At 73.1% G+C, this 16,502-nt stretch carries 8 protein-coding genes; 1 reads left to right on the forward strand and 7 read right to left on the reverse strand.

Going from position 1 to position 16,502, the window contains the following annotated elements; all coding sequences use genetic code 11:
- Nucleotides 1–22: 22 nt before the first annotated feature.
- The 7 genes from ACFY12_RS31845 to ACFY12_RS31875 form a co-directional block, all read right to left on the reverse strand.
- A complete protein-coding gene (locus ACFY12_RS31845) occupies nt 23–1,549 on the reverse strand; it encodes a hypothetical protein (RefSeq protein WP_390719415.1) in 1,527 nt (508 codons plus the stop codon).
- Entirely contained in the window at nt 1,546–5,388 is a 3,843-nt protein-coding gene (locus ACFY12_RS31850) for a hypothetical protein (RefSeq protein ID WP_390719416.1), read from the reverse strand. Before ACFY12_RS31850 ends, ACFY12_RS31845 begins: the two co-directional genes overlap by 4 nt.
- Nucleotides 5,389–5,422: 34 nt before the next feature.
- On the reverse strand, nt 5,423–7,813 hold the full coding sequence (locus tag ACFY12_RS31855; RefSeq protein WP_390719417.1) for a hypothetical protein: 2,391 nt from the start codon (nt 7,811–7,813) through the stop codon (nt 5,423–5,425).
- A complete protein-coding gene (locus tag ACFY12_RS31860; RefSeq protein ID WP_390719418.1) occupies nt 7,810–12,912 on the reverse strand; it encodes a DUF6603 domain-containing protein in 5,103 nt (1,700 codons plus the stop codon). Before ACFY12_RS31860 ends, ACFY12_RS31855 begins: the two co-directional genes overlap by 4 nt.
- 141 nt (nt 12,913–13,053) lie before the next feature.
- Nucleotides 13,054–13,845 (reverse strand): ribosome-inactivating family protein, encoded by a 792-nt coding sequence (locus tag ACFY12_RS31865; RefSeq protein ID WP_390719419.1) that lies wholly within the window; start codon nt 13,843–13,845, stop codon nt 13,054–13,056.
- 246 nt (nt 13,846–14,091) lie between these two features.
- On the reverse strand, nt 14,092–14,652 hold the full coding sequence (locus tag ACFY12_RS31870) for a DinB family protein (RefSeq protein ID WP_390719420.1): 561 nt from the start codon (nt 14,650–14,652) through the stop codon (nt 14,092–14,094).
- A gap of 71 nt (nt 14,653–14,723) precedes the next feature.
- Nucleotides 14,724–15,548, reverse strand: a complete 825-nt coding sequence (locus ACFY12_RS31875; RefSeq protein WP_390719421.1) for a M55 family metallopeptidase — start codon at nt 15,546–15,548, stop codon at nt 14,724–14,726.
- Nucleotides 15,549–15,830: 282 nt separating this feature from the next.
- Here ACFY12_RS31875 and ACFY12_RS31880 point away from each other — a divergent pair, with 282 nt between their 5' ends.
- Entirely contained in the window at nt 15,831–16,382 is a 552-nt protein-coding gene (locus ACFY12_RS31880; protein ID WP_390719422.1) for a GNAT family N-acetyltransferase, read from the forward strand.
- Nucleotides 16,383–16,502 lie beyond the last annotated feature (120 nt).

Raw genomic sequence — 16,502 nt, forward strand, 5'->3', positions numbered from 1 at the left:
TCGCGCCTCCGTCCCGGTGCGGTCACTCCCCTGCCGGGGGCTCCTCGGAGTCGGGGATGTCCTCGGCGGCCGGGAGGCCCTGGGGGGCTTCCGCGGTGGTGGAGTTCCGCTCGATCTTCCAGTAGCCGTTGCTGATCGGGTTGCCCGGCTTCCACCGGAAGATGTACCCGCGGGAGCTGTCGTAGTCGTAGACCGGCGCGTAGAGGTAGCCCCCGTACTGGGTGTTGCTCATGCTGATCGTGTCGTTGTGGCTGAGGACGCCCTTGCCGCCCCGCCTGATGTCACCGCCGGTGCTGAGCCCGCCGGTGATGTTGAGGGAGCCGGTGAGGTCGCCGTTGACCTGCATGTCCTTGCCGACGACGAGTTTGCTGGGCGTGTAGATCGTGACGTTGTGGTGGAAGACCGACTCGCCTGTACTGCCCGTCGTGAACGACTTGTTGACCTGGACGTCCCCGTCCGCCGTCAGCTTTCCGGTGACGCCCGCCGTGCCGCCGACGGTGGCGTTCCCGTCGACGCGCAGCTCGCCGGTCGCGGTCAGCTTCTTGGCGTTCAGGACGGAGACGGGGTGCTGGAACTTCGTCTCGCCGGCAGTGCTGGTCGTCAGACCACCGTTGAGCTGGAGGGCGCCGTCCACCGTCAGTGAGGCCAGCGTCTGGTCCGTGACGCACACGGTCAGGTGGTCCCAGCGCACCACGAAGCCGCCGTCCGGGGTGGGCGTGACCGTCTTCAGGGCGAACGCCGTGTCGCGCCGCACGATGTCGGACGGGACGTCGTACTTGCTGCCGCCCGCGATCGCGGCGTCGGTGATGCGCCGGCCGTCCATGTACAACTCGTGGCTGTCGCCGCGCACATGGTGCCACTCCAGGCGCACCGGCGCGTTCGCGGCGATGCGGGTGGCCGGCGGGCCGCCCTGGCTGGTGAGGGCGACGAGGGCGCGGCCGAGGCCCGGGGACGGGTCGGCGCCGCTGCGGAAGGGGAACTTCGCGATGTCCAGGGTCGTGGTGCGGGGCGTGTCGGGGATCGTCCCGTCCTCCGTCGACCACTCCTCGATCTCGATCCTGGCGGTGCCGGCCTTGTCGCTGACCATGATCCGGCGGAGGGTGAGGTACAGCCCGTCGACGGTGACCTCACTCGTGCCGCCCTGCGGCGCGATGCTGAACCGCACCTTCGCCGAGCCCTCCGCGCCCGCCGCACCTGCCCCGCCCGCCGCCGCGAACACCGCCGTCTCCGCCGTCGGCACCGCGAGCAGGACGTCCGACTGCACGTCGACGACGGTCCAGCCCGACTCGGGTTCGACGTAGGCGGAGATGCCCTCGCCCGTCAGTGCCAGGTCCTGGGCGAGGGTGCCGACGGGCAGCACGATGGCGATCCTGCTGCACCGTACGGGGGTACTGCCGCTGTTGGAGACGACGAGGTCGATATCGGCGTAGGAGTTCTCGTCCTCGTCTCCCGGCTTGACGTTCGGCGGGCTGGTGGTGAGGGGGTTGGGCACGGTCGTCAGTGCGTAGGTGAGCAGGCAGCCCTGGTCCGTTCGGGGCGCGTCGGTCATCGGCGGTCTCCTTCGGTCAGGTCGTCGGGGGTGGGGCGCAGGGTGAGGCGGCCGGTGCGCAACGCGGGGGCGGGGTGCGGGTGGCGGGCCTCACCGTCGGTGGCGTAGGTGTCGGCCTCGGACGACTGGTCGCCGGTCCCGCTCTCCACCCAGGTCCAGGTGCCGTGCCGGTCGGAGGGGCGGGGCAGCAGGAGCGCGGGCGGCCGGCCGCCGCGGCCGCCGTCGCCCGTGGGGTCCGGCTGCGGGGCGTACGGGGTGACCGGCAGCGGGCCCAGGCGGAAGGAGACCGGGAGTTCGGCGAGGGGCGGCTCGACGAGCCGGGCGGGCAGCCGCACTTCCGCCGTGGGCAGGATGTCGGTGGTGGCGTGCACGGTGCCGCGCGGGTCCGCGAGCAGGGTGAGGAAGGCCGCGTCACGGTTGTCGGGGTCGCTGCCGGGCGGCCGGGCGGGCAGGGTGAGGGAGGCTCCGGTGCCGATGGGGGCGAAGTAGTCGCGGGCCTCGTCGGGGAGTTCGGGGGTGTCGAGCACGGTGTGCAGCAGCGCGTAGTCGGTGGCGCGGTGGTCGCCGTGGAAGTAGCCGACGAGGCCGTCCGCGAGTTCGCTGCGCTCGCCGAGCCGGACCGGCCAGCGGTAGGAGGGGTAGCCGGGCGGTGTTCCCTCGCGCAGGTTCCGCCAGGCCGGGTCGGTGTACGGCGGCCCGTCCAGGTCGATGCCCAGGCGGACGCGCAGCAGCGCGAGCGGACGGCCGAGCAGCACGCTCGGGGTGTGCGGAGCGGGGGCGTCCCCGGTGGGCGCGGTCGTGGAGAGGGTGCGGTCGATGACCGTGAGGAGGGCGCGCAGGGCGGCCGGGCCCCGGTCGGGGGCGCTCAGGGCGGCCAGGAAACCGTGCAGGTGGGGGTAGTCGTCGCGCAGGTCGTCGATGGTGCGGTAGCGGGAGTACGGCAGCGGGAGCCAGGTGGCCCGGGTGACGCCGTCGGGCGGGAGTGTGGTGCGCAGTTCGCCGAGCGGGTCCCCGTCGGGCGCGTAGGCGTACAGCGCCCGGTCCAGGTAGCCGGGGACGAGCCAGGCCGCGACGGCCGTGGTGTCCGGATCGCTCGACGTGGTGAGCGGGTTGAGGTCGTCGAGGGCGTCGAGCAGGGTGAACCCGGCGCGGGCCGGCTGGACCAGGCGCGGGGGGAGCTGGGTGAAGCGGTACCAGGTGGGCGGGTTGATGGTGTGGTGGCCCCGGGCGGGGTCGGCCGGGTCCTTGAGCGAGGGGGTGAGTTCCTCGGGGAGCTCGGGGGCGAAGCGGCGGGCGGGGACGCCGACGCCGATGGTGTCGCCGGGTTCGTTGCCGGGTGCGAACAGCAGGGCACGCGGATCCGGGAAGATGGCGGGCAGGGTGTGCCCGAAGCGGTCGATGACGGCGAGCCGCTGGAAGGCGAACTGCCCGGCGCTCAGCGGCTGGTAGAGGGAGTCGTTCCAGCCGGTGAAGGGGCGTGGCCGGGCTCCGGGGTCGGGCGGCAGGGTGCGGGCGGCCGCCTCGGTGAGCGCGGTGCGCAGGTCGGGCGCGAGCCGGGAGTGCGGGTTGAGGGAGGCCGGGGTGTGGCCGCGCGCGGTGAGCTGCTCGGTGAAGCCGACGAGCGGCTGCGCGAACAGGTCGGCGTCGTCGGCCTGCCGGGCCAGGGCGCGCAGGGCGCCCGCGGCCGGTCCCGGGTGGGTCCGGGCGTACTGGCGCAGCGCCGCGGCCGTGGTCTTCCCCGGGGTCGGGGTGAGGAACTGGCGGCCGCGCAGGCTGAGCGGGACCGGGTGGGCGCCGGTGCCGAGCCAGCGGTAGGAGGTGCCGTCGAAGCTCCAGTTGGCACGTCCGGTGCCGGTACCGTCCGGGTCGCCCTGCCAGGCGATCGGGAAGTAGTCGACCTTCCACTCGAAGAACAGTGGTGACCAGGGCTGACGCCAGGGTCCGGTGTACGCACCCGGGGTGCCGACGGCGTTCTCCTCGGGGGCGCGCATGGCCTCGGCGAGCGCTGCCACGTCGCCCGGGTAGCCGGCGGCCCGGGCGAGGGTGCGGGCGTTGGAGGAGGCGAGGTGGAACAGCTCCCGCAGCAGGGCGCCGAGCACTCCGGCCAGACCCTCGGGGGCGGGCAGGTGGGGTGGTGCGGGGCTGTCCGCCTGGCTCGCGGAGACCGTGGTGCCGGCGACGCGGACGCCGGTGACGAGCGCCGCCGGCCAGCGGCAGGAGAGCGGCGGGTCCTCGTCCTCGTCGTCCTCCGGGTCGTCGTACGTGCCGTCGGGCACCGGGTAGGGGCCGGGTGCGGCGAGGTGCTCGGGGCCGGGCGGTACCGGCCGGTCCTTGGTGCCCCGGATCACCACGACCGGGTCGTTGGGCCGTTGGAAGCCGGGCAGGACGTCCCGTTTGAGGACGACCTCGTCGGCGGGCAGCCCGTGGGCGTCCTGGTAGGCGCGGATGGCGGCGGCGAGGTCGTCGGGGGAATCGCCCCAGGGGAGGGCGGAGCGCAGCGTCGCGACGGTGGCGCGCCGGGTCCTGGCCTCCTCGGTCGCGGCCCGCACCAGCTCGTCGAGCCGGGCGCGGTAGGCGCCGGCGGCCTCGCCCGGGGCGTCGGGCACCTTGGGCAGGTTGGCGGCCCACCACAGGTCGTACAGCCGGCGCTGTGCGGCGATCAGATCCTGAACGGCGGCGTCGTGCGCGGCCTGGGCGGTGTTGAGCCGCGCCAGGGTCTCGGCGTACGCGGTCCGCGCGGCACGGGAGCGGGGGCGCGCGGCATCCCCCGGGTCCTGCTGCCGGACGTCCTCCAGCACCCAGGTGTAGCCCGCTTCGGTGGGGGTGAACCAGGAGGCATGCACGGCGCGTTCCGCCTGGAACTGCCCGTCGGGCTCGTCGAGCAGGTCGAGTACGCCGGAGTGGACGGCGGAGAGGAGCGCGGCGAGCTCGGGCGGGGCGCCGGCCCGCCGGCCCGCGTGCTCCTTGAGGGCCTTGGTGGCGTGCTCGGTGTTGTTGCCGACGCCGATGGTGACGTAGTCGGGCCGGTCGGAGGCGGGCATCGGGCTGCCCTGGCGCTGCCACGCCACGTCGAGGACGGTGCCGTGGCAGACCGTGCGGGCGACGTCCGGTGCGGTGCCGTCGGCGGCCCAGCGGAGGGCGGCCATGCGGGCGGCGAGGTCGCCGGCCAGCGGGTCCGCCGCCGGGTCGCCGTACCAGCCGGCGACGAGGTAGTTGAGCTGCCACGCCGCCTTCGGGTCGAGGTCGTCGGTGCGGTCGTGCACGGAGAACACATCGGTGTTGTAGGGCTGGTAGGCCGCGAACGTGGGCAGGCCGGGCCCGACGGCGGTGAGGAACAGCCCGCCGGGGGTGCCGGGTTCGCTCCACTCCCCCGTGGCCAGGTCGATGCGGCGGCCGATGCGGGTGAGGTGCCCGTCCCGGTCGAGGTAGGGGCTGGAGCCGAGGGCCGGGTCGAGGAAGTCGCTCTCGACGATCCAGCCGCTGTCGGTGCGCTCCCCCGTCGCCGTGGCGACGGCCTGGCGTACGACCAGCCACCGGTTGGGGGTGAGCGGGAAGGCGGGGACACCGTCGCCACCGGTGTCGATGCCGTGCGTGAGGGCCTCGGGCAACTGCCAGTGCAGGTAGACGCCTTCACGGGTGGGGTCGGAGTTGAAGGCGGTGTCCGTGTTGGAGAACGCGGGCGGTTCGGGCGACAGATTGAGCCGGGTGAGGGCGTAGTTCGCCTGCCACCGCTGGAAGACCTCGGCCAGGCGCACCCGCTCGTTGACGGTCAGTGCCTCGATCTGCATGGGGACGACGAGCGGCTGCTGCGCGGCGGCCGCTTCCGGGGATTCCGTCACTGCGCATCCTGCTCTTTCTCTGGACGGTGTGCGGTCATCGGGCCGGCTCGCGGGTGATGAGCTGGCGGAGGGGCGCGTTGACGAGCTGCGTGGCGAGGCCGGCGGGGCCGAAGTCCGCGGCGGCCTGCTGACCGAGGGCGGTCAGCCGGGCGCCGAGCGCGCGCAGCAGTCCCGTGTCGGCGGCGGGGCGCAGGTCGAGGACGGCGGGGCGGCCGGCCGGGTCGGGGCGCAGCAGGGCGTCGAGCCCGTCGGGGCCGGCCGGGTGGGGGAACGCCTCGTTCGTGACCTCCTGGGCGACGGGCGCGTCGACCCGCCGCAGGTTGATCGTCCGGCGGCCCTCCCGGTCGATGTCGATGCCGAAGGAGAGCCCCTCCGGCGGCTCGGCCAGCTCGATCTCGTCGGGCACCTGATCGAAGAGCACGAGCAGCACATCCGGGCCGAGGGTGTCCTGGCGCAGCACCGTGAGGGGCTGCCGGGCGGCGCCGCAGCCGCGGTACGGGCGGACGAGCAGACCGGGGCACTCCCGGACGAGTGCGGAGCGGATGAGGAGGCCCGCGCGCGGGGTGACGGCTTCGTCGCCGCGCGCCCAGGGGGCGGCGACGCGGGCGACGGCCGTGTCGAGTTCGCCGGTGATCGCGATGCCGGCGGCGCCGGACACCAGGGCGGTGAGCCAGCCGGGGTCGACGTAGAACACGCGCAGGGACTCGGCGGGCAGGGCGCTCTCGTCGGGCACGAGGGCCGGGAACGGGAGCTGATGCAGGAGCCGCAGCTTCCGGAGCCACTCGGTCACCGGTTCGGCGGCGTCGGCGAGTTGGGCGGCCAGGGCGGTGCACAGCGCCGCGGGCGGGTCCGCGAGGAGGGCGGCAGTACTCGCGGCCCGGCCCGCGCCCCGGTTCCCGGCCACGGGGGCGCGCCGGGCGGGATCCGGCGGCGCTGGGACGGGACCGGCCTCGGTGGGGTGGGTGGCCGCGCGCAGGAGGCGGGCGGCGGTCCCGTCGGCCGCGAGCTCCTCCAGCAGGGTGCCGAACGGGCGCGGGCCCATGGCCCTGGCGTGCCGGGCGGCGGCGTCGCCGCGCGAGACCGGTGTGCCCAGGGCCTGTGCCGGAAGTCCCGCCTGCCCCGCGGCGTCCGGCACAGGCCCCAGCCCCGGCGCGGCGAGGCGCTGGGCCATCGCGGCGGCGCGGGCGCGGGCCTTGGCGTGCCAGGCGGAGAGCGTGGCGGCGAAGTCGGCGTCGGCGAGCGCGAGGGCCCGGCCGAGCGTCCAGGCCGCGCCCCAGCCCGCGTCGAACAGGCCCCACGCCCGTTCGTAGACCATGAGTTGAGCGGCGCTGGTCCAGCCGGCGTCCGGGGTGGCGGGGAGCGGCTGGGCGGGGTCGGCGGTGAGCGGCCCCCGGTACCAGGCGTAGGTGTCCTCGCCGGTCTCCAGCCGGTAGGGCAGCGCCACCCGGCCGGATTCCAGGCGGGTACGGGCGGTCCGGTGGGCATCGGAGTCGCCGCCGGCCGGGGGCGGGGGCACCCGCAGCAGCAGGTCACGTCGTCCGCCGGCGGAGTCGAAGAGGAAGTGGCGCACCCGGCCGGCGAATCCGCCGCCGGGGGCCGGGTCGCTGGTGAAGGACCAGCTGCGCAGGGCGGCCAGCCGGACGGTGACCTCGTGGGTGAGCCGGCCCGCGTCGGCGTCGGCGAGGATCGACCGGCAGCCCTCCAGGGCGACGAGGTGCGCGGCGTACCGTGCCTGCGCGCTCCGGGCGGGCAGGCGGGAGGAGACGACGACCGCGTACGCGCCCTCGGCGAGCTGTTCGCCGCGCAGGCCGGTGTCGGTGGTGACGTCACGGACGTGCAGGAGGTGCCGGAGCTCGTCGGTGCGGGGCGCGACGGCGGCGAAGACGTCGCCGGGGATGTCGACGGTGCGGCACAGGGCGGTGGGGTCGCCCTCGATCTGCGAGGGGGCGATACGGGGATGCCGTACGCCGTCGGCGTCGGTGAGCAGTTGCTCGGCGGTCATGTCGACGGTGAGGCCGTCCGACCGGGGGTCGGCGGGGAGCTCGCCCTCGGCGAAGACCAGCAGGGCGAGCCAGGGTTCGGCCGGTGCGGCCGCGGCGCGGCCGGGCTCGTCCAGGCGTCGCATCCAGGGCAGCAGCGGATTGGCCAGGGTGAGGTGGGCGAGGGTGGTGGAGTAGTCGGAGTGGCCGCCGGGGGCGGGGTTGACGGCGTGCACCTGGTCATCGGCGAGCGCGAACTGGGGGGCGCGGACCTCGAAAGTCTCCTCGACGGGGACGAGGTAGCCGCCGGTGTCCACGCCCGGCAGGGTCTGCGTGGCGCGGACGCGGTACAGCCCGGCGTCGATGGCGGGTTCGCGGTTGTCCCGGAAGTGCAGGACGAAGCCGGGGCCGGTGACCGGCGCGGGGGCGTCGAGCTGGTCCGTCATCGTGCGGCCCCTTCCGAGGCGGTGGCGGAGAAGGTGGTGAACAGGGCGGCGGAGGCGACGGTGCCGGGCGGCAGCTGCCAGCGTTCGGTGACGGCGGGTCCGTCCGCGCCGAGGTCGACGACGGCGACGGTCGCGTCGTCGCAGGCGACGAACGCCCGGTCGGCGTCGGGGGTGAAGGTGAGGGACAACGGGGCGGCGCCGAGCGGGAGTTCGCCGAGGAGCCGCCCGCCGGCCACGACGGACACGGCGGCCGCGTGCCGCACCCAGGCCCGGTCCCGGGGGTCCAGTGCGAGGGCGAGCGGGGCGGCGCCCACGGCGACGTCCGACTCCATGACGGTGACCGGCGGGGAGGAGTGCGGCTGCTCGTAGAAGGTGACGACCTGCCCGGTGTCGCCGACCGCGCGGAGGACGACGGCCCGCCGGGCCGAGGTGGTCAGCATGGCCAGGGCGGTACCGCGGGCGGTGAAGTTGTACGGCGTGTACGAGGCGCCGGCGGTCGGCACCGGTACCACCTGCACCTGGCCGTTGCTGCCCGCGGCGGAGCCGTACACGTACACCCGGCCCGTTTCGCCCGGGGTGACGAACGTGGGCGTCGCGGGCCCCCAGACCTGGCCCAGGAGCGCACCGGTCGAGGTGTCGTGGGTGACGGTCTTGCTGGCGTCGTTGGCGTTGGCGTACAGGCGCCCCGCTTCGACGTCGACGGCGATACCGCCGAACTTCCCGGTCTGGATGTCCACGACCGTGTGCACCGGCGGGGTGTCCCCGGCGAGGTCGACGGAGGCGGCCGCCCGGGACGCCGGGCAGGCGACCACCGCGCGGGTGGTGTCACGCCGGACCGTGAGCACGGTGGGCCGGCCGCCGAGGGTGAGGCCGGTGCGCGGCGGCCTCGCCCGCTGGGCGACGGTGTCGATGACGTCGATCTGCCGCCCGTCGGGCCCCACCGCGTACAGGCTCGCGCCGTCGGCGGAGGTGGCGGCGAGGTACGTGCCGGGCGGGCCGACCCGGACGCGGCCGATGACGGCCGTGGTGACCGGGTCGACGGTGAGGACCTGCCCGGTGGTGTCGTCGAGGACAAGGAGGACGGGGCCGGGGTGCGGCGGCGCGGGGTCCTCGGTGAGCAGCAGCGGGTCCGCGTCGAGGCCGAGGGTGCCGGCCCGGTCGGCGAGGGTGCTCACCGTGCCGTTGGGGAGCGGGCTGCCGGGGAACAGCTCGGCGAGGGCGGTGTGCATACGGGTGCGGGCGGTGCCGGCGGAGAGTGTGGCGAGCTCGTCGGCGAGGACGCCGACACCCGAGCCGACGGGTTCGGCCAGGTGCACCGGGCTGCCGCCGGGCACGGCGCCGGGGTCGAGCGGAAGCAGCGCGTCGGGGCTGAGCTTCTCCTGGGCGATGTCCCGCTCGGCGATGGGCCCGAGGTCCTGGCCGACGGTCTTCGGGCCGGGCACGGTGACGCGCAGCCCGGTGAGGTGGTCGATCAGGGGATCCTGGCCGAGCGTCTTGTCCTGGGCGACGTCCGGATCGCCCCAGAGGGCGAACGGCACGTTCCCGCGCTGGGCGTCGACCTGCCAGAGCTCCTCGCCCGGTACGGCACGCCAGGCCGCGAGCTGTCCGCGCCGGGTGTCGCTGAACTCCACGGTGACGTGCAGAAGGCCGGTGAGGTCCTTCTTGCGCATGGGCCGGATGTCGACGCCGCCCTGCCCGACGGCCGCGCGCTCGTTGAACTGTGCCCGCGCCGTGGGAACCACGGTGGAGACGGCGAAGGAGAAGCCGGAGGGGTCGGCGAGCCAGGGTTCCGTGCCCGCCTCGACGCGTGCGGCCCGCAGTTCGGGGTCGGCGTCGGCGTCGGTCAGCAGGCCGGTGAGCGGGTGGGCGGTGAGGGGCGCATCGGGCGGCAGGAGCTGGGCGCGGAACTCGTTCCAGTCCAGGGGTGCCGGGCCCGTCAGGGGGGCGCCGAACCGGACCGTGACGGTGATGAAGACGAACTTCGCGGTGACGGTGCCGCCGGTGGGCGGGCCCCAGAGGTCGAGCGAGGCGCCCAGTTCGCCGCTGACCGTGAACAGCAGCTTGACCCTCGCGCCGACGCGGACCGAGATCCCGGCCCGGAAGTGCAGCGGAGCCCACTGGATGAGGATGTCGGCCCGGGCGGTCAGCCACGCCTCGACGTTGCCCGCGCGGTAGCGGACATCGAGCATCCCACCGGCCATGACGGCGTTGGGGGTCAGCGCGAAGTAGGCGCCGCCGGTGACGGCGACGGCCGAGCCGACCGACCAGGTGAAGCCGAGGCGCGGGACGACCGGGAAGTGGCCCGGGACCTTGTAGTCGGGGTGGTAGCCGCCGACGGTGAGGACGAAGTCACCTGCGTGGGGACTCGGGCCGAACCACGAGGAGAAGGCGAAGCCGCCGGTGAGGACGCAGGCCGGGTCGATGACGTAGGAGTCGACGAGCTGGGCGGAGGCGGCGAGTTCGCCGCGCGCCGACTGGAAGACCACCCGCAGGTCGACGCCGATACGGGCGTAGGCCTTGCCCTTCTTGGGGAAGCCGGCCACGGCGTGGCCGAGGAGAGCGACGGTGAGGTCGTGGCCGGCCTCCAGAAGGAGGAGCACGCGCGCCCGGAGGAACTCGAAGGAGGTGAAGTCCAGTCCGCCGGCCAGCCAGATCTGCCCCTGGCGGTCCGTCACCCACGGCTGGGGCCCGTCGGTGAGCCGGGCGAGCGCCTGCATGGGGTCGTCGGGCAGGTCGCCGTCGAGTCCGGCGACGAAGGGGAAGGCGCTGACCTCGTCCTGGCGGGGAACCCGTACCGAGCTGTTGTAGCCGAAGCCGAGGGCCACGCCCGTCACCCGGAACGGGGGTGGGCCGCCGAACGCGGCGGTGGCCCGGCCGAAGACGAACATCGACGCCTCGTGGCCGGTCCGGCGCTGGTAGGCGCCGACCGCGGTGACACCGAAGGTCGGCATCTCGATCGCGAGCTGGCCCTGCACCATCAGGTCGTAGCCCGGTTCCTGACGGGTGATCAGTCCCCCGCCGACCCGTAGCGGGGGCCGCTCGAAGGAGACCAGCAGTCCGTCGAGCCGGGGCGTCGGCACCAGGGAATCGCCGTTGAGGTCGAAGCCGAGCCCCAGCCCCTGCACCCCGATGTCCAGTCCGGCGGCGCCGAGGGAGCCGTCGAACAGGAACCACAGCCTGCCCCGGTCGTAGCCGAGTCCGATGCGCTGGATCTGTACGGGCCCGAAGGCGCGGCCCACGTCGACCCACAGGCCGCCCCGGTCGGCGGGCGGAGCGGCGGAGACCTCCGCGGCCGCGTCGCCGCCGGTGCCGCCGGCGGCGGGGAGCGCGCGGCCGGGCGGCGGCACCGGGGCGGCCAGGCCGGCGGACAGCTCCAGGGTCGCCGGGCCCAGGCGCAGGTCGGCGCGGGCGGCCGGCCCCGCCTTGAGTCCGGCGGCAGGCAGTGGTTCGGCCCCGGCGGCGGTGAGGAGACGATTGACCGTGGCCGTCGTCGTCACGTCGAAGTCGCCGGAGCTGTAGAGGACGTGCAGGTTCTCGATGCCCAGGTCGCCCTCGGCGGGCAGGAACTCACCGACCAGCGGCAGGGCCGAGAGGTCGAGCCGGGCGGCGAGACCGACCCCGAGGCAGAAGCGGGGTGGTGCGCCCGGCGGCTTCACCCGGACGAACTTGGCCTCGGCGAGCGCCAGCGTGAGATCGGCGGGGACGCCCGCCGCGGCATCCGGGAAGACCGCTTCGACCCATTCCCGCAGCGAGATCCGCAAGGCCTCGCCGTCGGTGTTCCGGAAGGTCGCGACGATCACGTCGGTACCGGCGCCCGCCGTGTCCAGCAGGACGTCGAAGGCGAAACCTCCGAGGGAGAGAGCCCCGCCGTACCGCACCGCGCCGTCGTCCCGTGTGATCGTCACGGTGAGGGCGCCGGTGACGTCCTCGGTGACCGAGAACTCCCCGGTGCAGCGGAACTCGGTCTTCGAGGTGCCGGTGGTGTGGGAGAACCAGAGGCCGGTGAGGCCGAGGCTCGCGACGACCTCGGGCACATCGGTGAGGCCCAGGGCCGAGACGACCTGCGGCATGCCGAAGGCGTCGCCGGACGTGACGCCGCCGCGGAAGGTCCAGCCCCGGCCGCCGGCGCGCCGAGCGGCGGCGAGGTCGAGGGTGATGTCCGGGCCGATCGCGACGGTTCCGCCGAACCGGGCGACGAACTTCTCGGCGTGGTTGTAGGAGAGGTTCAGGGACAGGCTGCTGAGGGTGAAGGGGCCGAGCTGCCAGTCCCCGGTGAGCTTCAGCCGGAGGGCGTAGGCGTCCCCGAGGTCGGCGGCGAATCGCAGCTCGGCGGTGCCGAGCGCGTCGGGGACGTCGTCCACCGGCAGGCCGAAGGACGTCAGCAGCGTGCGGACGTCGGCGGGTTCGCCTTCCTTGAGCCCGCCGGTGATCCGGAGGCCGGGGAACCACAGGGCGACGTCGAGGGCGGGCGCGGGGCCGCTGGGCGCGGGGAGCGCGAGCTCTGCGACGACCGCCATCGAGGTGGCCTCGTACGCCCCGTCCCGCGAGGTGAGGCGGTAGTCGAAACCGGCGACGCCGTCCGGGGAGAACCCGAAGTCCGCGAGGCCGCGCGCCGCGCTCTCCCACACGGCGTCACCGGCGAAGGCCCGGGCGAGCTCCTCCAGGGCGCCGGCGAACGCGCCGGGCTGTTCGGGCCGTACGGCCGCGGCGATCCGGCCGGGGCCGTCGGCGGTCAGCGTGGCGGACACGTTGTTCTTCGCGAACGCCGCGCCGAGGAGCAGCGTGGTGGCGCCCTCGGCGGTGACGGTCACCGTCACCTCGGTCACCTCGACGGTCATGGCGGTGTTCGCGGGCCAGTTCTGCGCGGCGCAGGTGAGGGGGAGAGTCAGCCGGGTGCGGCCGGCGTCCACCTCGGGGCTGCCGGAGCCGGCCGCACCCTGGAGGACGCCGCCGGGGAACACGGCGAGCATGTCCCGTAAGGAATCGGGCAGTTGCGCATCGGCGGCGGTGAGGACCGGAGGGGACCCCAGGCTCAGGAGGTGGTCCCGCAGCGCCTCCAGATCCACCGCGGTCCGTTCGTCGGGACGGGACGTCGTCATACCGCTCTCCGCTCTGTCACCAGGGTTCCGCTCGTGAGGGCCGGAGGGGGTGTGTGCCGGGCCGGGTGCATTCCAGGCCGGGGGCGTTCCGGGCCGGGGGCGTTCCGAGCCGGGTGCATTCCGGGCCGGGGGTCGGCCGGTTCAGGCCTGTCGCCAGCGGGCACCGTCGGCGAGGATCGCCGCGGCCTCCACTTTCGCCATGGCTTTGCCGCCGAGCTGGAGGGGGGCGCCCTTACCCGCTTCCGTGTTGGTCACGGCTCGCCACTCCAGCACCACGGCCTTGAATGCCGGGGTCGTGTAGTCCTTCTTCGCCCCGGAGCCGTAGTCGAGTTTGATGGTGACCGTGTGATCCTGGCCGATCCCCACTTCCCAATTGGCGAGGAGTTCCGTGGCGAACAGCCCGAACCGGGCCATCTCCGCCGTCATCCTGGCGACCGCGTACAGCGCGGTCTTCGCCTTCTTCAGGTCGGCGGGTTTCCCCCCGGAAACAGCCGTGAGATAGGTGTGCAGGAGACCCAGCTTGGAGTCCAGCGTATCTCCGGAAAGCCAGTCCTGGTCCGCCGTCGAATCATATTCGGCCGGTAGGAAGTACTTCTTCATGTGGGCCAGGCCAGTGGGGATGAGCCTGTCCTTCTCCGCGTCGCTCTTCTTGGCTTCGTCCTTGTCCCAGGCCGCCATGTACTTGTTGCCGTGGTCGATCGTGTAGCCGCGCCCGTAGAGGTTCCTCTTCAGGAAGTAGAGCTGCACCGACCGGCCGTCGGAAAGGATCACATCGATCATGAAGAAGCGTCTGTCACCGGTCTGTTGCGGGGTGTAGGTGCCATAGCGCCCACGCAGAAAATCAATCGTCTTCTTGAACTGCCCAGGCCCTGAGGCACTTTCCTCACTGAAGTCAAGGGCATTGTCGAGAATGTCGTCATGCTCCAGGGCCATACGCAAACCCCTCCCGCACCACCTACGGCCGATACGCGTACCGCTTATGTAGTCACAGCGGGGGTATGCCCGACAAGTATGCCTTCAGGCGAGGGGCGCCTTCCGGACATCAGGGGAGGGTCGCCTTCCGGACATGGGTGAATTCCGAACCTCCGCGGCGGAGCTCGCCCCGATCCCCCGCACCCGCAAGCGCACCCACGTCGAGGAGAACTCCGAAAGAAACGCCACCCGCGCGCGGAGAAAACCTCACTGACCCACCCGTCCGTCGATGCACTCGCGCAACAGGTCGGCATGCCCGCAGTGCCGGGCATACTCCTCGATCCTGTGTACCATCAGCTCCCGCACCGCGATCCCGTCCTTGCCCAGACGTTCGCTCAGATCCGGGTGCTCGGCCAGGGCGGCGTCGGTCGCCGCCTGCTCGCGCGCCAGATCGGCGTACGCGGCGTCGACCTCGGCCCGCTCGGCTACGGCTCCGTCGAAGTCCGCGTCACGCGCGCCGTACAGCTTCGGCAGCGGATCACCCTCGCCGATCCAGTTGCGCCAGTCCCGTTCCACCTCGGCGAGGTGCCGAACCAGGCCGAGCAGCGACATCGTCGACGGCGGTACCGACCGACGGGCCAGCTGCTCCGCGTCCAGGCCCTCGCACTTCATCCGGAAGGTCATGCGGTAGTTCGTCAGGTAGTCCTGCAGCGTCGCAAGCTCGCCCTCCGGACTGGCTCCACCGCTGTCACGAGGGTCATCGTCCGGGTCAACCCACATATCAGGGTACGTAGTTGCCTGGCTCCATCGTGCGGTTCGGTCACTCATACGTTGCATGTTCGTCCGTGAGGCCCCAGGCCGGCCAGTGGATTTCTCCACGTGATCACTTCCGGATTCCTTCACTCGCCCATGCCCCGGGTGAGCAGGACGGCGGTCACGAACCTGCGGTAGAGCCGGACCGGGTCCTCGTCCGTCAGCCGGACCGTCACGGCGTCGGCGCGTTCGATGCCGCTGATCCAGGTCGCCATATCGGCGAGATCGGGATTGCGGAAACGTACGGTCAGCGTGGCCGGCAACGCGATCCGCGGCAGAGCGGCCCGCGGCAGGGTTTGCACCGCCGCGCGCGCGGACTGGCGGATCAACTCCCGGGCCTCGGCCGGGTGCAGGCTGTCCGCGGCGAACCGGGACACCGATGACTTGACCACGGCGCTTCGGATGCCCGGGCAGAAAGGCTCGATCTCGGCAGCCGTCGTATCGTCCCCCGTGACCAGCACCACCGGCACACCGTGCCCCAGGGCCACCAGCGCGTTGATCCCGCTCTCCCCCGCGGTGACCCCGTTGAGGAGCACCTCACTGATCGCCAGGGGGTTGTACGTGTGCGAGAGAGTCGCCGGCGCGCCCGCCATGGAGCCGTGGTACGAGACGAAGAAGACGCCGTCGAAGGAGGAGTCCAAGCCCTGCATCATGTACAGGGGTTTGTGCCGGCCGGACAGATAGCGCGCCCGGCCCGCCAGGGCGTCGGGGCGCAGATTCGCCATCTTCGAGTGCGAGTCGTTCACCAGGAACTCGGTCCCGCCGCCTTCCATCGCCCCGGTGATGGCGGCGTTGACCTCTTCCTGCAGCAGGCCCCGGTAGTAGGCGTATTCGGGCTCCGGGGGGCGGCACTGCGACCAGTCCACGACGCCCGCGGTGCCTTCCATATCGGACGAGACAAAGATCTTCATCACAGGCTCCAAAGACCAGCAATACATTGCCGGGCGTCCGGCGCATGGCCGGACCACGCCGCGCCGGCCAATCCATCCGCTCCGCTCACGACCGCAGTGTGCCTGCCCGCCGACCTCCCGATCGATGACGAGACCGGCCACTTCCGCCGCCGGGAGGCGAACGCGGGAACCGACGGCCGTCGGGCTCTCACTGGCGGCGCTGGTCGCCTGCGACCTCGGCGGGTATGCCGGCCAGAAGTGCGGCGATCGGCACTGTCAGTGGTGCCTGCGACACTGCCGTGTATGAACACCGACTCCATCCAGCTGCACCAGGCCACCACCCCTCACGCTGTCGGACCGCAGCTGCGGTCTCAGCTGATCGACTGCTGGATCGAGGTCACCAATGCCGGCGGGGCAGCCGGTTTTCCGTTCCCGCCCATAGACGCCCAGCAGGCCGCACCCGGCGTCGACGCCATCATCGACAGCCTCGCTCCCGACACCTGCCGCCTTGTGATGGCCCTGGCCGGCGGCGAACTGGTGGGCTGGCTGAACATACGCTGCGATACCTTCGCCCTCGTCGCGCACTGGGGAACGCTGCACCATGTCCAGACCCGTCCCGCCATACGCGGACGCGGTGTCGGTGCGGCGCTGGTGGACGAGGCCCGCCGGATCGCCCGGGAGGAAATGGGCCTGGAGCAATTGCGCCTGGCCGCGCGCGGCGGGATGGGGCTGGAGGACTTCTACGGACGGCTCGGCTGGAAGGAGATCGGCCGGTGGCCCGGTGCCCTGCGCCTGTCCCCGGACGACGACCGGGACGAAGTCCTGATGGTCCTGAAGCCGCTGGCGGTCCATTGAAGCGCTCTCCTTCCTTCGCGAGCTTAGGGAGGAGATTCCGCCCTACCTTGCGGTGGGAGGTTTGACGCGACGAGCGCGTCTGACGACTGCTCTTCCAGCAGCCGGGATCGCCACGAGGCC

The sequence above is a fragment of the Streptomyces sp. NPDC001339 genome (assembly GCF_042895955.1).
Taxonomy (GTDB): domain Bacteria; phylum Actinomycetota; class Actinomycetes; order Streptomycetales; family Streptomycetaceae; genus Streptomyces.